Consider the following 24135-nt stretch of genomic DNA (forward strand, 5'->3'; position numbering starts at 1 on the left):
TTCAGGCAAGCCTTGCCCGACCGGCGGCAAGATTTGCCGATCCGGATGCGAGGGTTTGAAAAATTTATTCATATTTTTCATTGGCTTGATATTTTCCGCGCGCGGCGTGACGAATGAACTGAAGAGAGGGTTTCAATTCTGATGCCAAGTGCGGGTGGCGGTTGCAAAAGGGGCGGTCCCCGGCAAGTTTGTTCCGGCACCGGTGCGTTTCTTCCCGGCAAAATACGCCGGGCATTAATTATAAGCCCAATAAAATCAAATATATATAGTTTGGCACGGCCCTTGCGATCAGCTAGCGACGATTTCCGGACGCAAAAGGCGTTCGTCTGAAACGCATCCGTCCTGCCGAAGCGCGACGGGCCACAGCCAAGATTGCCCGCACCGTGCCCGCAGACCTGCTGCCTGTACCTTTCATGACGCCCGCCCAAGGTGCGACCGAAGCCGCGACGCCCGTTTCGGCCGTCGACGCGGCGGAGACGGCTGGCCGTTTCGGTCAGGCGCTGGCGTCGGTGCAGAAGGACGACAGGGCCGCGCTCGACGAGACGGTGGGGACGGACGGCGATAGGCAAGAGGACGCGACGGCGAAGGCATCCGGCGAACTGAGCGCGGAGCTTCTGGCCGTTCTGCTGGGTCAGCAGACGCCACAACCGGTCACGCCGCCCGCTTCGGCGGAAACGCAGGCCGTCGAGGCTCAGGCTCTGGCGCAGGGGCAGGCCTCGCCCGCAACCGTATCAGAGGCGGCCAATCCCGCCGCCATCGCTCCGGAACTGTCGGCCGCTCTGCGCGCGGAACTGAACGGCGAGGGCGAAGAGGCGTCGGCGCAAGACCCCTTTGCCGAAGCGCTCGACACCTTCACCGGCGATGTCCGGGAGACGGCCGAAGCGAAGGCGGAGGGGCGCGCGGAGACGCGGCAGACCTCGATCGAAGACGCGCTGCAAAGCCTGTCGGGCGCGATGAAGACGGTGGACGACGCGAGCGCGACATCGCAAAACACTACTCAGGCTGCAAACCTGACGGCCACTCAGGCGACGTCCCAATCGCTGGCTCAGATGCAGGCGCAGGTCGCGCCGCCAAACGACAGCGGTCTGCGCTTCACGCCGACCCCGCCCACGGCGCAGGAGACGGTTCACACCTATTCCCTGTCGCCGCACACGGCGGAAAACATCGCCGCCCTCAGCGCCCAGATATCGCGGCGGCTGGGCAGCAAGTCGACCAGCTTCGACATGGAACTGCGTCCGACCGACATGGGCAAGGTCGATGTGAAGCTGGAGATCGGCCATGACGGCAAGCTGACGGCGCATCTGCGCTTCGACAGCCCCGTGGCCGAAAGTGAATTCAAGGGCCGTCAGGACGATCTGCGCCGTCAGCTCGAACAGGCCGGCTTCCAGATGGACGACGCCTCCCTGAACTTCGCCTCATCCGATCAAGGGCGCGGCCGTCAGTTCGCCGAAGCCGAGCCGGGCGATTTCGGAGCGCCCGTCACCGAGCCCGAAGCCGTTGCGGCCACCGACGCCCACACCCTCATCGACGCCCAGTTGATGGCCGCGGCGTCCGCCGATCCCACCCTCTATGCCCAGATGTCCGCCGGCGGCTACGGCCAGACGCGGACCCTGTCGCTCAGCGTTCTTGTGTAAGGAGCCGTCATGGTTACGTCCACCCAGAGCACGACCAGCACGACGTCCACGACCAATACGTCGTCCTCATCGACCACCAGCGGTCTGGCCAGCACCTACGAAACGTTTCTGGGCCTGCTGACCGCCCAGATCAAAAATCAGGACCCGCTGTCGCCGATGGATTCGGCGGAATGGACCAATCAGCTCGTGCAGTATTCCAGCGTCGAGCAGCAGTTGAAGTCTAACGAATACCTTCAGGCGCTTGTCGGTCTGAGCGCCGGCAACATGGCCGGTTCGGTCAATATGATCGGCAAGACGGCCATCGCCGACATCGACACCCAGACCTTCAAGGACAAGGACCTGACCTGGCATTACGAACTGGCCGGCACCGCGTCCAAGGTCGATGTCGAGGTGCTCGATTCCGACGGCAAGACCGTCTGGAAAGGCACGTCCGACCAACTGACCAAGGGCGACAACAGCTTCACCTGGGACGGCAAGGATTCGTCCGGCAACACGGTGAAGGAGGGCAACTATACCCTCAAGGTCACCGCCACCTCGGCCAATGGCGCCACGATCGCCAACGCCGTTTCGGTTCAGCAGCGCGTCGACGGCACCGAGCTGATCGACGGCGAGATCATCCTGCGCATGGGCTATTCGCTGATTCCCATGTCCTACGTCACCGGCGTCCGGGAAACCGCCAATGCCTGAATCCTTGCCTGATCAATCCTTCCTCACATTAGTTTCGCGTTTCATGGAGCCTGAATCATGGGTCTGAGTGCAGCCATGCAGGCCGGCGTGTCCGGTCTTGCCGCCAATTCCACCGCCTTGTCGGCCATCTCCAACAATATCGCCAACGTCAACACCACCGCCTATAAGCGCGTGCGCACCGACTTTCAGGCGATCGTGACGGCCTCGTCCACGCCCACCGGCTATAATGCCGGCGGCGTCACCTCGACGACGCGCCACATGATCTCAACGCTCGGTACGCTGCAAAAGGCGTCGAGCGAACTGGACCTCGGCATCGACGGGCAGGGCTTCTTCGTCACCACCCAGACCGCCGAACCGGGGGCCGAGGACGCGCGCCTGTTCACCCGCGACGGCTCCTTCTATGCCGACGAAGACGGTTATCTGCGCAACGCCTCGAACCTGTACCTTCAGGGCTGGCCCATCGTCGCCGGCGGCGGCCCGACCCTGTCGGCGGCCGACCTCAGCCAGTTGCGCACCATCAATGTCGAAAACATTGCCGCGCAGATCGAGCCGACCTCCTATGCCCAGATCGTCGGCAACCTCAATTCCAATCAGACGGTGTCGGACCGTGCGGACGACTATGCCGCCAGCCCGACGACCCTGCCCATGGCCGCCTACGACGCCTCCGCGCCGGATACGACGACCTCGACCCGTCCGGATTACGACATCACTATCCCCGTCTCGGACAGTCAGGGCGGCGAACGCAAGCTGACCGTCTCGCTGATCAAGCTGGAAGCCGACGCGACGGCGACCCCGCCGATCGGGGCCAATACCTGGGCCTACGAAGTCTGGTCGCCCGACGTGGTCGATCCGACCGTCACCCCCGCCACCGAAGCCTCGACCCACGGCATCGTCTCGCGCGGCCGCCTCGTCTACGGCACCGACGGCAAGCTCAGCGACGTGCAGGACCCGACGGGCGCCAGCACCGGGGCGACGCAACTCAACCTCAGCTTCAACTGGCGGACTTCGATCGGCGTCGCGCCGCAAACCGTCGCGGTCGATTTCAACGGCGATCAGGGCGGCCTGACCCAGCTCACCTCGGCCAGCACCAGCCGCGTCGACGCCGACGGCACGCCCTTCTCAGGATTGGACAAGGTGCAGGTGTCGAAGTCCGGCCTGGTCACGGCCGTGTTCATGAACGGTTCAACCCGTGACATCGCGCAACTGGCGCTGGCCACCTTCGTCAATGCCGACGGCCTGACGCCGGTGTCGGGCAATGCCTACACTGTCTCCAACGAGTCCGGTCCCCTGACGCTGAAGGTGCCGGGCGTGTCCGGGGCGGGTCTGCTGGGCGTCGGTACGCTGGAAGCCTCGGACGTGGACCTCTCGGAAGAGTTCACCAACCTGATCGTCACCCAGCGCGCCTACTCGGCCAATTCGCGCACCATCACAACATCGGATGAGATGTTGCAGGAGCTTCTGAATATCAAGCGCTAAGTATAGGGTTTGATTAACTTACAATAACTCGCGGTTAGGCAGGGTGAATGGAAGGTTAATATCCCGAATTAACGTTATTAGTAATCTGTTTACTAAGGCAATTAAGCGGATATTAGATTCCATGCGTTATCTTCCCATCCATGGTGATGGTAAGAAAGGCGTGAAGAATCATGCTGCAAGAACAACGCCGCGATAGCAAAGGCGAAAAATACGTGATTGGACCAACGGGTGCCAAGTTAACCCTGAATGACCTTCCGCCTGCGGGTACGGAACGCTGGGTCATTCGCCGCAAGGCTGAAGTGGTCGCCGCCGTGCGCGGGGGGCTCCTCAGCTTTGAGGATGCCTGCGAACGCTATGGCATCACGTCCGAGGAATTCCTCGGCTGGCAGAAGTCGATCGACAGCCACGGTATGGCCGGTCTGCGCACCACGCGCATCCAGCAGTATCGGTAGCCCTCACAGCGTTTCGTGACCGAAACGCTGTAGATTGAATAGGGCCAAATCCAGGCTAGGGGCGGCCCTTCGCCTGGATTTGGCTTTTTTTACCAGAGCGCAATCCGATAAAGCGGGCACCACTTTTTGGAAAAATTGCGCGACCACTCAAAAACTGAGAGCGAGATGATGTTTCCACTTTAAATCATCTCGCACCAGCGCTTCGCCGGGGCGAAGCGCCATTAAGAATTTACCCATTAACCCGATCCCTTAACGGCTCGTTTACGCTTCACTGGGAAATTACTGCCTAGTGACCCGAAAACGGGTCTTCAGTCGTATCTGGTGACAGGGTCGGTCGTGAATTTCCTCAAGCAGTTTGGTCTGAGTCGTCTGGCGGTCATCATTGGCGTATCGATCGGTCTGGCCGCTGTGCTGGCCGCCGTTGCGCTGAACATGACGGGCAAGCCGCAGGCGCTGCTCTATTCCAACCTCGACCTCAAGGAAGCGTCGGAAATCACCGCCGCTCTGGATCAGGCCAACATCAAGTATCAGGCCAAGGGCGACGGCTCGACCCTGATGGTCGATCGCGACACGGTCGGCGAAACGCGCCTGATGCTGGCCTCGCGCGGCCTGCCGACCGCCGGCTCGGTCGGTTACGAGCTGTTCGACAAGGCTCCGGCGCTGGGCCAGACCGAATTCGTGCAGAACCTCAACAACCAGCGCGCCTTGGAAGGCGAACTGGCGCGCACCATCGCCTCGCTGAAGGGCATCAATTCGGCGCGGGTTCATCTTGTCATGCCCAAGCGCGAGCTGTTTCAGGAAGAGGCCGCCGCCCCGACCGCCTCGGTCGTGGTCGGTCTGAGCAACAGCGAGCTGAGCGGGGATCAGGTGCGCGCCATCCGCAATCTGGTGGCCGGTGCCGTGCCGAACCTGAAGGCCAATGCCGTGACGCTGGTCGACGACAAGAACCGCCTGCTGGCCGCGGGCGGTGAAGACGATGCGCTTCTGGGCGCGGGCGGGGCCGAGCGCAAGAGCGAGATCGAGGAATCCTTACGCAAGCGCGTCAAGGAAATCGTCGAAGGCGTGGTCGGGCCGGGCGCGGCGCGCGTCACGGTGACGGCGGATCTGGACCTCAACTCGCTGACGCGCGAGCAGATCCAGTACGATCCGGACGGTCAGGTCGTGGTCTCGACCAAGACCAGTTCTTCGACCGACAATTCGAACGAAGGCACCGCCGACGGCACGGTCACCGCGCAGCAGAACATCCCTGGCGCTGCCCCCGATGCCGGCGCGGGCGCGACGGGCTCCAATTCCGAGACGACGGACGAACTGATCAACTATCAGAACTCCAACACCAAGACGACCGAAGTGGTCGCGCCCGGCGCCATCAAGAAGCTGGCCGTGGCGGTGGTGGTCGACGGCACCTGGACGCCCTCCGCCGACGGCAAGGCCCCCCCGGCCTATGCGCCGCGTTCGGCCGAGGACATGCAGCAGATCGAGGAACTGGTCCGCGCCGCCATCGGCTACACGGATGTGACGGCGACCGACCCCAACGGCCGCAAGGACGAGCTGAAGGTGACCAATATCCGTTTCGCGCGCGACGCGGCGGGTCTGGGCGGCACGGCGGCGACGGCGGGCATGTTCGACTTCACCAAGGACGATATCGTGTCGGCGGTGCAGTGGCTGATCCTGCTGGTGGTGGCGCTGCTGGTGCTGTTCTTCGTCGCCCGCCCGCTGCTGAAATTCGTCAATAACGGCGCGTCCGGCGGTGCGAGCGGTATGCCGGCTCTGGCGGGTGCCAGCGGGGGCATGATCGCGGGGCCCGACGGCATGCCGGTTCCCGCAGGCGCCATGGGCGCGCTCGATTATCAGGGCGGCACCGGACTGGCGGTCGCGCCGGTCGACAGCCGCATCGACATCGCCAAGATCGAAGGCCAGGTGAAGGCGTCTTCGGTCAAGCGCGTATCGGAATTCGTGGAACGCCACCCCGATGAATCGATTTCGATTCTGCGGTCGTGGCTGCATGACAGTTAAGGCGTAATCGTATGGCGAAGAATATCATCGACGATCCCAAACGACTGAGCGGCGTGGAAAAGGCCGCAGTCGTCATGCTGGCCCTCGGCGAGGACCACACCGAGTTGTGGCGTCAGCTCGACGAGGAAGAGATCAAGGAAATCTCGCAGGCCATGTCGTCGCTCGGCTCGGTCTCGTCCGGCGTGGTCGAGGAACTGCTGGTCGAATTCGTCTCCGGCCTGTCGAACTCCGGCACCATCATGGGGTCGTTCGAACAGACCCAGCGCCTGCTGCAATCCTTCCTGCCGACCGACAAGGTCGACGCCCTGATGGAAGAAATCCGCGGCCCGGCGGGGCGGACCATGTGGGACAAGCTCGGCAATGTCAACGAGGCGGTGCTGGCCAACTACCTGAAGAACGAATACCCGCAGACCGTCGCCGTCGTCCTGTCGAAGATCAAGTCCGACCACGCCGCGCGCGTCCTGTCGGCCCTGCCCGAAGACTTCGCGCTGGAATGCGTGCAGCGCATGTTGAGAATGGAGCCGGTGCAGCGTGAAATCCTCGACAAGATCGAGCAGACCCTGCGCGTCGAGTTCATGTCGAACCTGGCGCGCACGTCGAAGCGCGACAGTCACGAACTGATGGCCGAAATCTTCAACAATTTCGACCGTCAGACCGAGAGCCGCTTCGTCGCCGCGCTGGAAGAACGCAACCGCGAATCCGCCGAGCGCATCCGGGCGCTGATGTTCGTCTTCGAAGACCTGTCGAAGCTCGATCCGGGCGGCGTGCAGACGCTTCTGCGCGCGGTGGAAAAGGATCAGTTGGGCCTGGCGCTCAAGGGGGCGTCGGACAGCTTGCGCAACCTATTCTTCTCCAACATGTCCGAGCGCGCGGCCAAGATCATGCGCGACGATATGAACTCGATGGGGCCGGTGCGCCTCAAGGACGTCGATTCCGCGCAGATGGCCATGGTGCAGGTCGCCAAGGACCTCGCCGCCAAGGGCGAGATCATGCTGGCCGGTCAGGGAGGCGATGATGAGCTTATTTATTAAGATCAGCGGCGCCGACAGGGCGCAGGCGTGCCCCGGCGATGTTTCGCCGCCCTCGCGGAGGCCCTTGGCCGTGAGCGGGAAAATGTCGATGATGAGCTTATTTATTAAGATCAATTCCTTCCCCCTCTCCCTTGAGGGAGAGGGCCGGGGTGAGGGGGGAGCCCAAAGCTTCAACCCTCTCCCCCTCACCCGTCACGAAGCCTATCGTCTTCGTGCCACCCTCTCCCTCAAGGGAGAAGGGGAGATTCCCGCATGACCCACGAACAGCCCAAATATAAGAAATTCGATTTCGGCACCGTCTATGGCGACGGCGGGCGCGTGGTCGCTTCGACGCCCAAGGAAAAGAAGTTTTTCACGCCCGAAGAGGTCGAAGCCATCCGTCAGCAGGCCCACACCCAGGGCGAACTGTCGGCCATGGCGCGCGCCCAGATGGCACAGGCTCAGGCCGTTCAGGCTCTGGCCGAAGCCGCCGGGCAGGGCCTCGAAGCGCTCAATGCCGTGCTGATGCAACACAAGGACGAATGCGTCGAACTGGCCCTGATCTGCGCGCAGAAGATCGCCGCTCAGGCGCTGGAGCTGTTCCCCGACGCGCCGGTCAAGGCCGCGCTGGAGGCGCTGGGCGAGGAGATTTCCGGCGCGCCGCGTCTGGTCATCACCGCCTCATCGCCCGACGCCAATTTGCAGAAGTCGGTACGCGAAGCCGCCGGCCTGACCGGGTTTCAGGGCGCGATTCAGTTCCGGGAAGCGCCGGGCCGCCACGTCGGGGCATTCGAGATCCAGTGGCCCGAAGGCCGCGCCGCCTACGATCCGGAGCGCATTCACGAAGCGCTGCGCACCGCGCTGAAAGAAGTTTTGATGGCCGAGATGGCCCACAGTCAAAAGCCGGCCCACGCGCCGTTAGCTAGAGAGGCATAGTCATGGCTGAGAATTTCGAGCTTGAAGAGTTCGGCGAAAGCCAGGCCCTCGTGCCCGGCGACGACGACGAAGGCACCAAGGCCGCGGCCGATCTCGCCCCCGTTTTCGATGTGCCGGTCAATATCTCGGCCGTGCTGGGCAAGGCCTACATGTCGGTGTCGCAGCTTCTGAAACTGGGGCAGGGCAGCGTGCTGGAACTGGATCGCAAGGTCGGTGAAGCCATCGATATCTACGTGAACAACCGCCTTGTCGCGCGCGGCGAAGTGGTGGTGGTCGATGAACGTCTGGGCGTGACCATGACGGAAATCATCAAGTCTGAAGATTCGGCCGGGTAAGGAGTAGGGATATGAGACTGCTGGTTGTTGGACGCCTGAGCGGGCAACTCTCCGCCGCCGTGAAGATGGCTATGGATGCCGGGGCCAAGGTGGCGCACGTCGAAACCGTCACCCAGGCCACCGACGCCCTGCGCAAAGGGCAGGGTGCGGACCTTCTGATGGTCGATTACGAGCTGGATATCGGCGCGCTGATCGAAGCCAATGAGCGCGAGCGCATCCACGTTTCGGTGGTCGCCTGCGGCGTCAATCCCGATCCGCGCAAGGCCGCTCAGGCCATCACCGCCGGTGCAAAAGAATTCATCCCCCTGCCGCCCGATGCCGAGCTGATCGCCGCCGTGCTGTCCGCCGTCGCCGACGATTCCCGCCCGATGATCTCGCACGATCCGGCCATGCAGTCGGTGATCCGGCTGGCCGATCAGGTCTCGGCGTCGGACGCCTCGATCATGATCACCGGCGAAAGCGGCGTCGGTAAGGAGGTCATGGCGCGCTACGTTCACGAGAAATCGAAGCGCGCGCAAAAGCCCTTCATCTCGGTCAACTGCGCCGCCATTCCGGATAACCTGCTGGAATCCGAGCTGTTTGGCCACGAAAAGGGCGCGTTTACGGGGGCGATGGCCCGCCGCATCGGCAAGTTCGAAGAGGCCGACGGCGGCACCCTGCTGCTCGACGAAATCTCGGAAATGGACGCCCGCCTGCAGGCCAAGCTGCTGCGCGCGCTTCAGGAGCGCGTCATCGACCGCGTCGGCGGGGCCAAGCCCGTGCCGGTCAATATCCGCGTGCTGGCGACCTCCAACCGCAATCTGGTGCAGGCGGTCAAGGACGGCGTCTTCCGCGAAGACCTGCTCTATCGCCTCAACGTCATCAATCTGGCCATCCCGCCGCTGCGCGAACGCCCGGCCGACATCCTCGTCCTGTCGGAATTTTTCGTGAAGAAGTATTCCGAGGCCAATGGCATCCCGCTGAAGCCCATCGGCCTGGAAGCCAAGCGCCGCCTTCAGGCCCACGGCTGGCCCGGCAATGTGCGCGAACTGGAAAACGCCATGCACCGCGCCGTATTGCTGTCCGCCGGTTCGGAAATCGACGCCGAAGCCATCCGCCTGCCGGACGGCCAGCCGCTCAATCCGGTGGCCCCGATCGGCATGGACTATATCAACCGCGCGGCTCAGGCCGCCGAAACCGCCGCGCGCACCTTTGTCGGCTCCACCGTAGCCGAGGTCGAGCAGAAGCTGATCCTCGACACGCTGAGCCACTGCCTCGGCAACCGCACCCACGCGGCCAATATCCTCGGCATCTCGATCCGGACGCTCCGCAACAAGCTCAACGAGTACGCGTCGCAGGGTCTGAGCATCCCGGCCCCGCAATCGGGCGCTTCGGCGGCTTAATTTGAGGTGGAAAGACGTGTCTGAAGATTCCGGGGCCAGTTGGCCCCGGACCCCGTAACCGGGCGCAGGCTGTAGGGTCTGTGCCCGTTTTCATTTGTCGAGCGTGCGGGGCGTCGCGCAAGGGATTGAACCACGGAAAGCACGGAAAGGGAGTCGGCGTCATCGTCGGCGCGAAGCGCCAGACATCTATACCTGCCGCACAATGGGAAAGGCCCTTCGGGCAAGGCTGATTCAACAGCTTTTCCGTGGTTATAATCCTTTGCGAGATATACTCAAAAAGACGCCAGCTAACTACCGGGTGCAGGGGCCGTGCCCCTGCCCGCCGGAGGCGTTTGATGCCTCTGTTTCTTAACCGGTCTTAACGCTTTGTTCACCACGGCATAGGTAATTTTTGCCTAACCCGCAATCCGTGCGGATTGCGGGTCAGATATGTGGAGGTCGCAGTGCGTCTGCGGGCCGACGGTGTATGGTTTCGTATCGGGGATACTGAGTGGCGGACGCGGCTTCAGCGAATACGGGGGTTCAGCCCTTCAGGCTGTCCGAAGTGGCGGGCTGGCTGAAGCGCGGTGAAGTCGTGATGGCCGTCGGCGTCATGACGATCATTGTCTTCCTGATCATCCCGATCCCGGCCATTCTGCTCGACCTGCTGCTGTCCATTTCGATCGCGTCGTCGGTGCTGATCCTGATGACGGCCATCCTGATCAAGAAGCCGCTGGAATTCAGCGCCTTTCCGACGGTGCTGCTGATCACCACCCTGTTCCGTCTGGCGCTGAACGTCGCCTCGACGCGCCTGATCCTCAGCCACGGCCACGAAGGTCACGCCGCCGCCGGCGCGACCATTCAGGCCTTCGGCAACCTGATCATGCAGGGCAATTTCATCATCGGGCTGATCGTCTTCGCGATCTTCATCCTGATCAACTTCATCGTCATCACCAAGGGTTCGGGCCGTATCGCCGAAGTGGCGGCGCGCTTCACCCTCGACTCCATGCCCGGCAAGCAGATGGCCATCGACGCCGACCTGTCGGCGGGCATCATCGACATGGACGAGGCCAAGCGGAAGCGTAAAGAAGTCGAGATGGAATCGAGCTTCTTCGGCGCCATGGACGGTGCGTCGAAGTTCGTGCGCGGCGACGCCATCGCCGGCCTGATCATCACCGGCATCAATATTGTCGGCGGTATCCTGATCGGTATACTTTCGCACGGCATGCCGGCGGGCGAGGCGGCCTCGACCTATATCCAGCTCACCGTCGGCGACGGTCTGGTGACGCAGATCCCGGCCCTGATCATCTCGATGGGCGCGGGCTTCCTCGTCTCGAAGGCGGGCGTCGACGGCTCGGCGGACAAGGCGCTGACCGAGCAACTGGCCACCAATCCGGTCGTGCTGGGCATGGTGTCGGCGACTTCGGGCGTGCTGGGCCTGGTCCCCGGTATGCCGATCATCCCTTTTGCCGCCATGGCCATCGGGGCGGGCTATCTGGCGTGGAAGCTGGGGCGAAAGCCCAGGGAAGACCCGGCGGCTGCCGCGGCGGCGGCGCTTGAGGCTGCGCCCTCTGCGCCGGCCGAAGAGACCATGGCCGAGACCCTGGCCATCGACGACGTCAAGGTCGAGCTGGGGCTGGGGCTTCTGGGGCTGATCAACGACAATGACGGGCGCAAGCTGACCGATCAGATCAAGGCGCTGCGCCGCACGCTGGCGCAGGAATACGGCTTCGTCATGCCCTTCGTGCGACTGATGGACAATATGCGCCTGCCGACACAGGGCTACGCCATCCGCCTCAAGGAGATGGAGGCCGGGGCCGGCGAGGTGCGTCTGGGGCAACTGATGGTGATGGACCCGTCCGGGCGTCAGGTCGAACTGCCGGGCGAGCATATGAAGGAGCCGGCCTTCGGTATCCCGGCGACGTGGATCGACAATGCCCTGCGCGAAGAAGCGACCTTCATGGGCTATACCATCGTCGATCCGGCGACGGTTCTTACCACGCACCTGACCGAAATCCTCAAGGACAATATGTCGGAGCTTCTGTCCTATTCCGAGGTGGCCAAGCTGCTGAAGGACGCGCCGGAGGACCAGAAGAAGCTGATCGACGATTTGATCCCGTCTGTCGTAACCGTGGCGACCTTGCAGCGCGTCTTGCAGGCCCTGCTCAAGGAGCGGGTGTCGATCCGCGACCTGCCGGCCATTCTCGAAGCGCTGGGCGAGGTGGCCCCGCATACGAAATCCGTGACCCAGATGGTCGAGCACGTGCGTTCGCGGCTGGGGCGGCAACTGTGCTGGCAGAACCGCGCCGAAGACAGCGCCCTTCCCATCGTCACCCTGTCGAACGACTGGGAAAACGCCTTTGCCGGGGCGCTGATCGGGGTGGGGGAGGAGCGCCAGTTGTCGATGGCCCCGTCGCAGCTTCAGGACTTCATCCGCGCGGTGCGCGACACGTTCGAGCGCGTATCGATGTCGGGCGAGGTGGCGGTGCTGCTGACCAGCCCCGGCATCCGCCCCTATGTGCGCTCGATCGTCGAGCGCTTCCGCGGCAACACCACCGTCATGAGCCAGAACGAAATCCATCCGAAGGTCCGCCTGCGGACGGTGGGGCAGGTTTAAGCCCCTTATGCCGCCCGCGATTCTGCGTTATGAATTCGGGCTATGACTTGACAACGGCCCGGATCGTGAGGTCTTAGCCAGTTCAGTACACGGCGTTACACACAGGAAATCCAATGGGCGTGATCAAGAAAGCCTTCGGCAGCACCCGGCCGAAAGACATCGTCGTCGATCTGATGACCTTCGACCGCCTGCTGACCAAGCCGGTCATTCACCTCATCTACTGGGCCGGTCTGGCGCTGATCGCGCTGGGCCTGTTCGCCGTGCTCGGCGGCACGGTCGGCATCGCCATGCGCGAGGAAATGCCGTGGGGCATCTTTCTGGCTATCCCGTTCCTGATCGGTGGATTGCTGTTCCTCGTGGCGGCGATGCTGCTGTGGCGCTCGTTCTGCGAGTTTTATGTGGCCATCTTCCGCATTGCCGACGACCTGCGGGCCTTGCGCGCCGTCAGTGAAGGGGCGTTGCCGGTCGCGGAGCCTGCCGCCAGCCCGGTCTTCACCGCGCCGACCGAAACCCCGGCGGCCGAAACGGTCGACAGCAACGATATTCTGGAAAATCCGTTCTTCGTACCGAACAAGGCGGACTAATTCTCCTCCCTGCGCGAAGCGTGGGGAGGTGGCGGCGAAGCCGACGGAGGGGGATGACTCTTTCGGTTGGGTCGGCGCTAATCTTTAAGGATAGAGCGCGTTTTAGGCATCTGCGCTATCCCCCTCCGTCATCTTCGCGTTCGCTCAGATGCCACCTCCCCATTGCTGCGCAACAGGGAGGAGAGTTATCCCAGCGCTTTCACGAACGCCTGACCCAGCGGTTTCAACGCGCCCTTGTCGTCGAACAGCAGCGGTTCGTCCGGCCGCACGCCCCTGTTTTCGCGATTATACCACGAGTCCTTGTCCCGCAGGCCCCAGATGGTCAGGCCGAACCGCTGCCCTGACGGCAGGGCCGCATAGGCCTCGGCGGCCTCTTCGATCAGGGCGCGCTGGGCGTCGCGGTAATTGCGGAAATCGAGCGCGTTCTTCGCCGCCTCTTTCAGGCTGATGTCGAGTTCCGACAGATGAATCTTCAGCCCCGTCGCCGCCAGTTCGCGGATAGTCTGGGTGATCGCGCCCCTGGGCAGATCGGCGGCGATGTGGGTCTGCGTCCCCAGAACGTGCAGCGGCGTGCCGCGCGTCATCATTCCCTCGACCAGTTGCAGGAAGCGTTTCCGCTTGGCCGGGTAATATTCGAGATTGTAGTCGTTGAGCACCAGCGGGCAGGCCGGATCGGCCTCATGCGCCGCACGGTAGGCGATGTCGATATAGGCGTCGCCCAGGACCTCGCGCCACAGGCAGTCGCGCAGGTCCGAACCGTCGTCCCTGATCGGTTCATTGACCACGTCCCAGCCGTCGACATGGCCCTTATAGTGGTTCATCACGCCGCTGATATAGGCGCGATAGGCGATCTCGAATTCGGCGCGGTCGCCTTTGAGCTTCTGAAAATGTTCGCCGTCCTGAGCGTACCAGATCAGGGTGTGGCCGAAGACGGTCTGACGGTTGAGCCTGGCCTGCCGCACGATGCGGTCGGGCGCGTCGAAGCGCAGCGAGCCGTCGGGCTGAAGGATGTATTCCATCTTCATTTCCCATTCCGGCGTGATGCGGTCGAAATGGGTGGCGACCATCGACTTCCACTGCGGATCGTCCATCTGCGCGGTCATGGCGCAGATGCCGAGCGGGAAGTCGATGTGGGATTTGAGCGGCGCAATATTGCTGGTGGCGGCTTCGCCCGTCGTGCAGGCGTTTAACATGGTAGCACCTATGCCAGCCAAGGCAGCGCGGCGGGGGAATTTGGTCTGCTCGGTCAAATGTCCCCCCGCTCGATCCGTATTAACCGGCGAAACGCAGGCGCAGGGCGGCTTCGTCCATGGCGGCGTTTTCGCGCTTCAGTTCGGCGGCTATCTTCGACAGGCGAGTCGTTTCGGCGACGTGCTCGAACTTCTTCAGTTCTTCGTAGGCGCCGTTGAGGGCATCGCGGATGCCGGCCTCTTCGTGCGCGATCAGTTCCAGTTCCGACACGCACTGTTCGCGGCGGCGCGCCCAGCCCGTCTTGTAGGCGGTGAGATCGAAGCTGAGGGCGGCCTCCTGAGCGGCGCGGGCGATTTCGAGCGCCAGCTCGGCATCCAGAGTCGAAATCTTCATCTCGACATGCGTACGGCGGGTGGCCACCTCGGCCAGACGCTTCTGAAGGGTTTCGACCTCGAAGGTCGAAATACGGATCAGAGACTTTACCCATTTAGCCATGACGCGACTCCCTTATTCAGAGCTGAGAATCTGAGCCAAAAGGGTAAAGGAGTCGTCAAGACTCGTCGCTTCGTCGGGACTTTGTGAGAGAAAGTGTTCGATGCTCGGATTGAGCTGAATCGCCCGGTCGACAAGGGGATCGGCCCCTGTGCGATAGGCCCCGATGCGGATCAGTTCTTCCATATTGCTATAGGCCGACATGACCGCGCGGGCGTTGCGCACGACCTCGCGTTCGGGGACGGTCTGACACCCCGGCATGGTCCGGCTGATGCTTTTCAGCACGTCGATGGCCGGGAAACGCCCGCGTTCGGCGATGTTGCGGCTCATGACGATGTGCCCGTCCAGAATACCGCGCACGGCGTCGGCGATCGGTTCGTTGTGATCGTCGCCATCGACCAGCACGGTGAACAGGCCGGTGATGGGGCCGGTCTGCGTGCCGTCGGGCAGCAGGGGGCCGGGGCCGGCGCGCTCCAGCAGCTTGGGCAACTCGGCGAAACAGGTGGGGGTATAGCCCTTGGTCGTCGGCGGTTCGCCGGTGGCCAGACCGATCTCGCGCTGGGCCATGGCGAAGCGGGTCACCGAGTCCATCAGGCACAGGACTTCAAGCCCCTGATCGCGCAGATATTCCGACAGGGCCAGCGTCATATAGGCCGCCTGACGGCGTTTCAGCGCCGGTTCGTCCGAGGTGGCGACGACGACGATGGCGCGGGAAATGCCCGCTTCGCCAAGGGTTTCCTCAACAAATTCGCGCACTTCGCGGCCGCGTTCACCGATCAGGCCGACCACGACGGCGTCACAGGTGGCTTCGCGCGCCAGCATGGACAGCAGCACCGACTTGCCCACGCCGGAACCGGCAAACACCCCCAGACGCTGCCCGCGGCAGCAGGTGGTGAAGACGTTCATCGCGCGCACGCCCAAGTCTAACCGCTCACCCACGCGGGCGCGCGAATGGGCCGGCGGTGGTGCGGCCTTGAGCGGATAACCGACCCCGCCCTTGGGTAACGGCCCCAGTCCATCGATGGGATCGCCGAACGAGTCGATGATGCGCCCCAGCCAGGCGGTCGAGGGATAGACCTTGGCCCCTTCGTTGGAGATGCGGATTTCGGCGCCGGGCGCCACGCCTTCGACAGGACCGAAGGGCATCATCAAAGCTCTGTCTTCACGGAAGCCGACGACCTCGACGGGGAGGGGGGCTTCGTGGCGGCGCATGATCTCGCAGCGCGAGCCGACCTCCATAAAGGACATGCCGCCCTTGGCCTCGATGAGCAGTCCATTCACCACGGCCACGCGGCCATAGACCTGCATGGGATCGATATTGCGGGCGGTGTGGAGAAGGTCCTGCATGGCGGGGAGTATGGTGAATGACGGCTTAAGAAAGGTTAACGATGGGGGCCTGTTATTGTCGTCTTGTGTTTTGCTCGCTTCCTTTTAAGTTGTGAAATCAAAAGGGGGAAATCGATATGGGCATGGTTCTTGTTTTAAAGCGGGCATCCGATCCGGATCAGGCACGCCTTCACGCGTGCCCGAAGGCCATTCATCGATTTGTCAGCTACGGCGAAGACGAAGAGGACTTTGATGAAGAGAGCACAGGCGGTTGGCTGACGCGTTTATTGCGACCGTTCCAAAAGCCCGGCCCCAAGGTCAGTGATGTGGTTTTCGATTCCTATGCTTTCGACGATGAGTTCGATGCCGACAAGGCATGGCACGGCCTCTATTTTCTCTTGACCGGAACGGCAGATGAAGGCGCAGCGCCGGTACGTTATCTGCTTAATGCGCCGTCTATCGGCAAAGAAGATGTGGGTTATGGCCCGGCCATGGCGATTGTGGCCTCCCGAACGGCTGAACTGAGCGCGCATTTGAACGCGCTGGATCGCGCGGCCGTGTTGGGGCGGTTCGATGCGAAGCGTATGATCGCGCTCGATATCTATCCGAATATTTGGGACGACGATGAAGGCGAACTGAAAGCATATCTGGGCGATGCCTTTGATGCGTTAAAAGCCTACTGCCAGAAATGCGCCGACCATGGTCTGGGCATGGTCAGCTATATTACGTAATGCGCGCCTATTATACCGCCGATCGGGCGAAATTCTTCAGCGACTCCGACGATCAGATTCTCGGTGAGCTGGCGCGGGCCAATACCTTCGCGCTCGATCTCGAACAGAAGGGCGCGTGGCTCCAGCAGATACGCATCCTGCGCAACGCCCTGACAGCCATCGACGCCTTCACCCTCTATTTCGAGTTCACCATACCCCGCATGGGCAAGCGCGCGGATGCGGTGTTGGTCATCGGCGACTGTATCTTCATCATCGAGTTCAAGGTGGGCAGCGAGACCTTCGACCGCGCGGCCATCGAGCAGGTCGAGGACTATGCGCTCGATCTGAAGAACTTCCACGCGGGTAGTCACCACCTGTCGATCGTGCCGATATTGGTGGCGACGCGGGCAAAGGCGTCGCCGATGTCTCAGCCGGAACTGGCGCTCGATCAGGTCTCGAAGCCGCTATTGTCCAGCGTCATCGATCTGGGCGACATCATAGGGCACGCGGCGGCTCAGCATCGTCACCGGCAACTGGACGTAGGGACGTGGGCCTCAAGTGGCTATCGCCCGACCCCGACCATTATCGAGGCCGCGCGGGCGCTGTATGCCAGGCACGATGTCCGCGATATTGCGCGTTCCGATGCGGACGCCATCAATCTCAGCCGCACGCAGGATTTTATCTCCGCGGTGATTGAGGACGCCAAGTTGCACCACCGCAAAACGGTCTGTTTTGTGACCGGCGTACCGGGGGCGGGTAAGACCTTGGCAGGCCTCAATATCGCCACCCAGCGCAGCGAATCTCATGCCGACGAACACGCGACGTTTCTGTCGGGGAACGGGCCGTTGGTTGATGTGTTGCGTGAGGCGCTGGCGCGCGATCAGAGTGCGCGGACGGGACGGTCCAAATCCCATGTGGCCCGCGATGTGCGTGCCTTCATCCAGAACATCCATCATTTCCGCGACGACTATGCGGGCAGCCCCACCATACCCAGCGAGCATGTGGTGGTCTTCGACGAGGCTCAGCGCGCCTGGACGAAGGCGCAGGCGTCGAAGTTCATGCAGGCCAAGCGCGGCATCGCCGATTTCGACATGTCCGAGCCGGAGTTTCTGCTCAGTGTCATGGACCGGCATCCCGACTGGTGCACGGTGGTGTGCCTGATCGGCGGCGGTCAGGAGATCAATACGGGCGAAGCCGGGTTGTCCGAATGGATGGCCGCGATCCGCGCACGTTTCCCGCACTGGCAGGTCCATGCCTCGGCGCAGATTGTGCAGCCGGACTACGATCTGAACCGCGACGCGCAGGCCTTTATCCGGCAGGAGCAGGTGACGCTGAGCGACGACCTGCATCTGGGCGTTTCGATGCGCTCTTTCCGCGCCGAAACCCTGTCGGACTTCGTTTCGCATCTGCTGAACGGCGATGCAGAGGCGGCCCGCGCGGCCTATGCGCGTTTGACGGCATACCCCATCGCCATCACCCGCGACCTCGATACGGCGCGGCACTGGCTTAGGGAAAAGGCGCGCGGCACCGAGCGTTACGGTCTGGTCGCCTCGTCCGGCGCGCATCGGCTGAAGCCTGAAGGGTTGCACGTGAAGGCCGGGATCGATCCGGCCAACTGGTTCCTCAACGACCGCGACGATGTGCGTTCGTCTTGGTATCTGGAGGACGTGGCGACCGAGTTCGATGTGCAGGGATTGGAACTGGACTGGGTCGGCGTTTGCTGGGATGCCGATTATCGCTACGTCGATGGCTGGCAGCACCGCAAGTTCGCCGGCACGAAATGGCGCAATGTGAACGATGACTTTTCGCAACTCTATCTGAAGAACGCTTATCGCGTCATCCTGACCCGCGCGCGGCAGGGCATGGTCATTTTCGTTCCGCCCGGCGATGCCGACGATCCGACCCGGCCGCCGGAATTTTATGACGGCATCTGGCGGTTCCTCAAGGACTGCGGCTTATCTGAACCCTCGCCCGGTTGACAGCGTAATGATTCCGTTTTTTATACTGTATGCAGTATATCAAAAAAGGCAATCCCTGTTCAAACTGACATCCTGTCTCGCGCTGGCGTTTCGGCCAGATGGAGATGAACAACCCGAACACGGCGCTGGATCTGGGGAATGCGATGCGCACCAATCCCAATCTCAAGGTGTTGTCGATGTACGGCTATTACGACGCCGCGACGCCGTTCTTCTCGACGGAGTACGACCTGCACCATATCGGGCTGGAGCCGGCGCAGATAAAGAACATCTCGCACACCTATTATCCGGCGGGGCACATGTTCTATGTCGATGAAGGCTCGCACGCCAAGATGAAGGTCGATCTGGATGTGTTTTATGAGAGTGCGAAGTAACGCCTATTATACCTCCCCAGTTTACTGGGGAGGGGGACCGCGCCCATAGGGCGGGGTGGTGGGGTGTCTTTTCTGAAGGTCCGCAAGCTATGTTGCTGGATGGATTGCAAGAACCCCCACCACCACATCTCACCTGCTTTCAGCAGGCTCGTGCGGTCCCCCTCCCCGGCATAGCCAGGGAGGTATAAGACAGCGATTGAAAAGCCCGGCTCCGCTCACTACAGATCACCATCGGGCTTTTTTGCGCAAATGAGGAGCGTGCCGTGACGGTTTGGGATGTGTCGGCTGGCGAGAACACCGTTTGCACCACCGTCATTCAGGCGGCCATCGACGCCGCGGCGGTCAGCGGCGGCACGGTGCGTTTCCCCGCCGGGCGCTACCTCAGCTTCTCGCTCAATCTCAAATCCGGCGTCACCCTGCATCTGGAAAAGGGCGCGGTTCTGGTCGCCGCCGATCCGGCAAAACACGGCGGGCAGTACGACCTGCCCGAAGACAATCCGTCCGACCTCTATCAGGACTTCGGCCATTCGCACTGGCGCAACAGCCTGATCTGGGCCGAGGACGCCGCGCACATTGCCATCACCGGTGAGGGGATGATCGACGGCGAGGGCCTGACGCGCGAAGGGCCGGGCTCGCAATGGAAGACGCAGGCCGGTGAGTTCCCGCTGTCCATGCGCGGCCTGCCGGCCGAGGTCATGGCCGAACTGGCCCCCGAAGTATCGGCCATGCAGGGGCTGGGCAACAAGGCCATCGCGCTGAAGAACTGCCGCCAGGTGACGCTGAAGGATTTCACGATCAGGAATGGCGGGCATTTCGCGCTTCTGGCCACCGGCGTCGACGACATGACGATCAAAGGGCTGACCGTCGACACCAATCGTGACGGGCTGGATATCGATGCCTGCCGCCGCGTGACCATCCGTAATTGCCGCGTCAATACGCCGAATGACGACGCCATCGTGCTCAAATCGAGCTTCGCTCTGGGCGAGGCGCGGGCTTGTGAGGACATCAGCGTCGAAGGCTGCACTGTGTCGGGGTATGATCTTGGCACCCTGCTCGACGGTACCTTCGGCCGCACGCAGGAACGTTCGCCCGATCAGGACCGCGTGACCGGCCGCATCAAGATCGGCACGGAGTCGAATGGCGGCTTCAAACGCATCCGCATTCGCGACTGCCGGTTCGAGCGCTCGCGCGGGCTGGCGCTGGAGACGGTCGACGGCGGCTGGATCGAGGACGTGCTGTGCGAGAACCTGACGCTCACCGAGATTACGACGGCGCCGATCTTCCTGCGCGTCGGCGCGCGGCTGCGCGGGCCGGAAGGGACAGTCGTTGGCGGCATCCGCAACGTGACCATCCGCAACCTGACGGCCACCGATATCCTGCCCGACTACTGCGCGCTGATCATGGGGCTGCCCGAAAGCCCCATCCATAATGTGACGCTGGAAAACGTCTCGCTGACCTATCGCGGCGGGATGTCGCCAGAGGATGTCGCGCCGTTTGTCGATGACCTGCCGACCGCCTATCCGGAGCCGTCCATGTTCGGTATCACGCCGGCCTGGGGCCTGTGGGCGCGCCATGTGCAGGGGCTGAGGATCGAAGGCCTGACTCTGAAAACCGAGGCCGCCGATACGCGCGATGAGCGCCTTTTCTTCGCCGTCGGGTAATCTTTATTAAAAAAAGTTGGACACCGGGTTTTCCCTTATCGAAAGACTATCGTGTTTGTTTTTCCCTTGTGGGTTGACACGGTCGGCAAATCACGCTGTTGCGCCCGTTGAGCTATCGCGCCATGTTCCGGTCACGTGAGCGCCCGAAAACCGGCTGTTTTTTCGGAGAAATTTGCCGATACACTGACTCGGACAGGGTTCCTGTGAACCGTCCACAGGTGTGTGCGAAATATGACTCACCCTTAAAAAAGGCTTAAAAAAAGACTGGGGAAAAGCGCAGAGCTTGACTCGCGACTCTTGTCAGCGATTCGCAAATCAGCGTACCCCTTTTTGAGAATTGGTTAGGCTTAACTAATCTTAAGGGATTTGCGGTCTAGCCTCAAATCCTCACCACGGAAGGCGTCCGCGTCTTCGTTTTTTGTGTTTGCCATAGCCGGGAGGGGCTACATGCGCGTACTGCTGATTGAAGACGACAGCGCGACCGCTCAGAGCATCGAACTGATGCTGAAGTCGGAAGGGTTCAACGTCTACACGACCGATCTCGGTGAAGAAGGCGTCGATCTGGGTAAGATCTACGACTACGACCTGATCCTGCTCGACCTGTCTCTGCCCGACATGTCCGGCCTGGAAGTGCTGCGCCAGTTGCGCGTCGGCAAGGTCAACACGCCGGTCATGATCCTGTCGGGCACCTCGGAAATCGAAACCAAGGTCAAGACGCTCGGCGGCGGTGCCGACGACTATATGACCAAGCCCTTCCACAAGGACGAGCTGATCGCCCGCATCCATGCGGTTGTGCGTCGCTCGAAGGGCCACGCCCAGTCGGTCATCAAGACCGGCGACATCATTGTCAATCTCGACGCCAAGACGGTCGAAGTCGCGGGCAACCGCGTGCACCTGACCGGCAAGGAGTACGAGATGCTGGAGCTGCTGTCCCTGCGCAAGGGCACGACGCTCACCAAGGAAATGTTCCTCAACCACCTGTACGGTGGTATGGACGAGCCGGAACTGAAGATCATCGACGTCTTCATCTGCAAGCTGCGAAAGAAGCTGGCCGTGGCCAACGACGGCAACTCCTACATCGAAACCGTTTGGGGCCGCGGCTACGTGCTGCGCGACCCGCAGGAGCAGGGCGGCATCGTCGCGGCCTGAACCTCACGGTCTGAGATTACAAAAAACGCCTGCCGTCCTCTCACGGCAGGCGTTTTTTGTTGTTCGATAGCTGAGGTTTAATCCGTCACGCACTGGGTCGGGACCTTCTTGCCGACGGTCCAGGTGGCGTCGCGGCCCTTGCCGCGGAAGTCGTGGCGACCCGACGAATACCAGATGCCCGACGCGGCCACCTGTTGCGGCAGGTGCAGTTTGGTGCCGTCGTTGAGCGTCACGGTCGCGGCGTTCTCGCTGAAGGCGATGCGGAAGGCCGTGCCGTCCTGACAGGTATAGAGCGCGCCCGTGGGCGCTTCGGCGGCCAGAGGCGGCGGCGGAGGGGGAGGCGGCGGGGCCATGCCGCCGTCAGTCGAGGTCGTGGCGCAGGCCGCGAGAGTCAGGGCCAGAACGGAAGCGGCGACGATGGGCAGGCTGCGGCGCATGGGATCCTCCAGAGACATGGGGCGAACATAGCCCGTTTCCGGGCGATGAGAAATAAGCTCACGATAAGGTTTACCCGCATTTTTTGTCAGTATTGTCTTAACCGTGTCTGTAAACCGCAAACTCATCAACACCTGATAACGTGGTTTTGGGAAGGCGTATTCTTCCCGCCTGCAGACGGCCGCCGGGGTGTGGGGCCGCGGAGACTACCCATGTATCAACGTCCCATCCACGTGCTGTTCCTGGCCGAGCGTAACTCGTCGCGTTCCATCCTGGCCGAAGCCCTGCTCAACCGTCTGGGCGCCGGCCGTTTCGAGGCCTGGTCCGCAGGGGTGAGCCCCGCCGTGGCCGTCAGCCCCTACGCCATCGCGCTCCTGCATCGCATCAACTACAATATGCAGATGCTGGTCCCGAAGTCGGTCGAAGCCTTTGGTGCGGAGGATGCGCCTGAGATCGACTTCGTCTTCCGTCTGTCGCACCACCTGCCGCAGGGCCGCCTGCCGGAATTCAAGGGTAATCCGCGCATCGTCGACTGGTTCCTGCCCGATCCCGAAGACGTCATGGGTTCCCCGGCCATGATCGCCACCGCCTATGCCGACCTGTTCGGCGCGCTGTGCTCGCGCATCGAAACCCTGACCCAGATGAGCCCGGCCTTCCTCGCCGGCGACGCCGCCGAGGCGCGTCTTGAGCGCATGGGCGAGGCCTATATCCGCCTGGCGGCGTGATATCCGGCGGCCCGATACCGTTTCCTGTCTCTTCCCCCCAACTTCCCCGGCTATGGGAGGGCGGTGGCTTCGGCCGCCGCCCTTTCTTTATGTCCCGCTTACATTCAGGCCTTAGAAACCCAGCGATTTCGTGTCCCAATTCCCGCGTTGGGGGTTTTTAGGCGGGGCGGTTTCATGTATGGTTTTACTATGGATATCGATGATGCCGTAGTCGCCTTGTTCGCCCTCGCCCATCCGGGCCGGTTGGAAGCGTTCCGCACCATCGTGCGGGCCGGACCTTCCGGTATGCCCGCCGGGGAGATCGCCCGCGCCATCAAGGCCCCCGCCAACACCACCTCGACCCACCTCAGCATTCTGACGGGGGCGGGGCTTCTCAAGGCCTATCGCAGCGGCCGCTCGATCATTTACAGCGCCGAACTGGCCCATTTGTCGGGTCTGGCCGATTATCTGCTGAACGATTGCGCGCAGGGCCAGGCGGAGGCGTGGAGTCAGTTGACAATGCCGGAGCCGGGGAACAAGAAGACCGCCTGATTTGCGCGTAATCTTAGAGTTTCCATGTCCGACTTTTCGCCCGACTTCCCGGTTGTCATCTACCACAATCCCCGTTGCTCCACCTCGCGCGCCGCCTTGGCGCTGCTGACCGATAACGGCTACGCGCCGCAGGTGGTCGAATATCTGAAAACCGGCTGGGACAAGGACACCCTGAAAGCGCTGGCCAAAGAGGCGGGCGGGCTGAAGGCCCTGCTGCGCGCCAAGGAGCCGCTGGCCGTGGAACTGGGGTTGAAGAGCGCGACCGACGCCGTTCTGCTCAAGGCGATGATCGCGCATCCAATCCTTGTCGAGCGCCCCATCGTCTCGACCCCGAAGGGCGCGGTCGTGGCGCGACCGATGACGCAGATCAACGCGGTGCTGGACAGAGTGATCGCCGAATAAAAAAAGCCCTCCGGACGGAGGGCTTTTTCTTTGATTTTCGTGGCGCTTGGAGCGAGAT

At 62.3% G+C, this 24135-nt stretch carries 23 protein-coding genes; 19 read left to right on the top strand and 4 right to left on the bottom strand.

Features of this window, described 5'->3' with window-relative positions; all coding sequences use genetic code 11:
- The first annotated feature begins 413 nt into the window (after window positions 1–413).
- The 11 genes from LH365_RS02640 (at window position 414) to LH365_RS02690 (ending at window position 13105) form a co-directional block, all read left to right on the top strand.
- Complete coding sequence (locus LH365_RS02640) at window positions 414–1634, top strand: flagellar hook-length control protein FliK (protein ID WP_226744661.1); 1221 nt, start codon at window positions 414–416, stop codon at window positions 1632–1634.
- A gap of 9 nt (window positions 1635–1643) precedes the next feature.
- Window positions 1644–2321 (top strand): flagellar hook assembly protein FlgD, encoded by a 678-nt coding sequence (locus tag LH365_RS02645; RefSeq protein ID WP_226744662.1) that lies wholly within the window; start codon window positions 1644–1646, stop codon window positions 2319–2321.
- A gap of 57 nt (window positions 2322–2378) precedes the next feature.
- The gene (locus tag LH365_RS02650; RefSeq protein WP_226744663.1) at window positions 2379–3797 is read left to right on the top strand and encodes a flagellar hook protein FlgE; all 1419 of its coding nucleotides are present in this window, start codon (window positions 2379–2381) and stop codon (window positions 3795–3797) included.
- A 170-nt stretch (window positions 3798–3967) separates the two neighbouring features.
- Window positions 3968–4249, top strand: a complete 282-nt coding sequence (locus LH365_RS02655) for a DUF1153 domain-containing protein (RefSeq protein WP_226744664.1) — start codon at window positions 3968–3970, stop codon at window positions 4247–4249.
- A 336-nt stretch (window positions 4250–4585) separates the two neighbouring features.
- Entirely contained in the window at window positions 4586–6262 is a 1677-nt protein-coding gene (fliF, locus tag LH365_RS02660; protein WP_226744665.1) for a flagellar basal-body MS-ring/collar protein FliF, read from the top strand.
- Window positions 6263–6273: 11 nt separating this feature from the next.
- A complete protein-coding gene (gene fliG / locus LH365_RS02665) occupies window positions 6274–7293 on the top strand; it encodes a flagellar motor switch protein FliG (RefSeq protein WP_226744666.1) in 1020 nt (339 codons plus the stop codon).
- A gap of 252 nt (window positions 7294–7545) precedes the next feature.
- Window positions 7546–8208 (top strand): flagellar assembly protein FliH, encoded by a 663-nt coding sequence (locus LH365_RS02670; protein ID WP_226744667.1) that lies wholly within the window; start codon window positions 7546–7548, stop codon window positions 8206–8208.
- Window positions 8209–8210: 2 nt separating this feature from the next.
- Window positions 8211–8543: a flagellar motor switch protein FliN gene (gene fliN / locus LH365_RS02675; RefSeq protein ID WP_107877456.1), complete on the top strand. Its 333-nt coding sequence runs from the start codon at window positions 8211–8213 to the stop codon at window positions 8541–8543.
- 11 nt (window positions 8544–8554) lie between these two features.
- Window positions 8555–9925 (top strand): sigma-54 dependent transcriptional regulator, encoded by a 1371-nt coding sequence (locus LH365_RS02680; RefSeq protein ID WP_226744668.1) that lies wholly within the window; start codon window positions 8555–8557, stop codon window positions 9923–9925.
- Window positions 9926–10415: 490 nt separating this feature from the next.
- On the top strand, window positions 10416–12521 hold the full coding sequence (gene flhA, locus LH365_RS02685) for a flagellar biosynthesis protein FlhA (protein WP_226744669.1): 2106 nt from the start codon (window positions 10416–10418) through the stop codon (window positions 12519–12521).
- A 119-nt stretch (window positions 12522–12640) separates the two neighbouring features.
- A complete protein-coding gene (locus tag LH365_RS02690) occupies window positions 12641–13105 on the top strand; it encodes a DUF4282 domain-containing protein (RefSeq protein WP_226744670.1) in 465 nt (154 codons plus the stop codon).
- A gap of 185 nt (window positions 13106–13290) precedes the next feature.
- On the opposite strand, the gene LH365_RS02695 is transcribed toward LH365_RS02690, so the two are convergent.
- From LH365_RS02695 to fliI, 3 genes are all read right to left on the bottom strand, one after another.
- Window positions 13291–14298, bottom strand: a complete 1008-nt coding sequence (locus tag LH365_RS02695; protein WP_226744671.1) for an endo-1,4-beta-xylanase — start codon at window positions 14296–14298, stop codon at window positions 13291–13293.
- Window positions 14299–14377: 79 nt separating this feature from the next.
- A complete protein-coding gene (locus tag LH365_RS02700) occupies window positions 14378–14791 on the bottom strand; it encodes a flagellar export protein FliJ (RefSeq protein ID WP_226744672.1) in 414 nt (137 codons plus the stop codon).
- A gap of 12 nt (window positions 14792–14803) precedes the next feature.
- Window positions 14804–16135, bottom strand: coding sequence for a flagellar protein export ATPase FliI (gene fliI / locus LH365_RS02705; RefSeq protein WP_226744673.1), 1332 nt, complete (start codon window positions 16133–16135; stop codon window positions 14804–14806).
- A 116-nt stretch (window positions 16136–16251) separates the two neighbouring features.
- Between fliI and LH365_RS02710 the strand changes: the two genes are divergently transcribed.
- The 5 genes from LH365_RS02710 to ctrA all read left to right on the top strand — a co-directional run bounded on the left by LH365_RS02710 (window position 16252) and on the right by ctrA (window position 21984).
- Window positions 16252–16845, top strand: coding sequence for a YfbM family protein (locus LH365_RS02710; protein WP_226744674.1), 594 nt, complete (start codon window positions 16252–16254; stop codon window positions 16843–16845).
- A complete protein-coding gene (locus LH365_RS02715) occupies window positions 16845–18803 on the top strand; it encodes a DUF2075 domain-containing protein (RefSeq protein ID WP_226744675.1) in 1959 nt (652 codons plus the stop codon). Before LH365_RS02710 ends, LH365_RS02715 begins: the two co-directional genes overlap by 1 nt.
- A gap of 104 nt (window positions 18804–18907) precedes the next feature.
- Entirely contained in the window at window positions 18908–19174 is a 267-nt protein-coding gene (locus LH365_RS02720) for a hypothetical protein (RefSeq protein WP_226744676.1), read from the top strand.
- Between the two features lie 263 nt (window positions 19175–19437).
- Entirely contained in the window at window positions 19438–20835 is a 1398-nt protein-coding gene (locus tag LH365_RS02725; RefSeq protein ID WP_226744677.1) for a glycoside hydrolase family 28 protein, read from the top strand.
- Between the two features lie 447 nt (window positions 20836–21282).
- Complete coding sequence (gene ctrA / locus LH365_RS02730) at window positions 21283–21984, top strand: response regulator transcription factor CtrA (protein ID WP_013478129.1); 702 nt, start codon at window positions 21283–21285, stop codon at window positions 21982–21984.
- 77 nt (window positions 21985–22061) lie between these two features.
- Here the strand turns inward: ctrA and LH365_RS02735 are convergent, their stop codons facing one another.
- On the bottom strand, window positions 22062–22421 hold the full coding sequence (locus LH365_RS02735; protein WP_226744678.1) for an MliC family protein: 360 nt from the start codon (window positions 22419–22421) through the stop codon (window positions 22062–22064).
- 210 nt (window positions 22422–22631) lie between these two features.
- Here LH365_RS02735 and LH365_RS02740 point away from each other — a divergent pair, with 210 nt between their 5' ends.
- The 3 genes from LH365_RS02740 (at window position 22632) to arsC (ending at window position 24077) form a co-directional block, all read left to right on the top strand.
- Complete coding sequence (locus LH365_RS02740; protein ID WP_226744679.1) at window positions 22632–23144, top strand: arsenate reductase ArsC; 513 nt, start codon at window positions 22632–22634, stop codon at window positions 23142–23144.
- Window positions 23145–23318: 174 nt separating this feature from the next.
- Window positions 23319–23675, top strand: a complete 357-nt coding sequence (locus LH365_RS02745) for a helix-turn-helix transcriptional regulator (RefSeq protein ID WP_226744680.1) — start codon at window positions 23319–23321, stop codon at window positions 23673–23675.
- A 24-nt stretch (window positions 23676–23699) separates the two neighbouring features.
- Window positions 23700–24077: an arsenate reductase (glutaredoxin) gene (arsC, locus tag LH365_RS02750; protein WP_226744681.1), complete on the top strand. Its 378-nt coding sequence runs from the start codon at window positions 23700–23702 to the stop codon at window positions 24075–24077.
- Window positions 24078–24135: the final 58 nt, after the last annotated feature.

This window comes from Asticcacaulis sp. AND118, assembly GCF_020535245.1.
Taxonomy (GTDB): Bacteria; Pseudomonadota; Alphaproteobacteria; order Caulobacterales; family Caulobacteraceae; genus Asticcacaulis.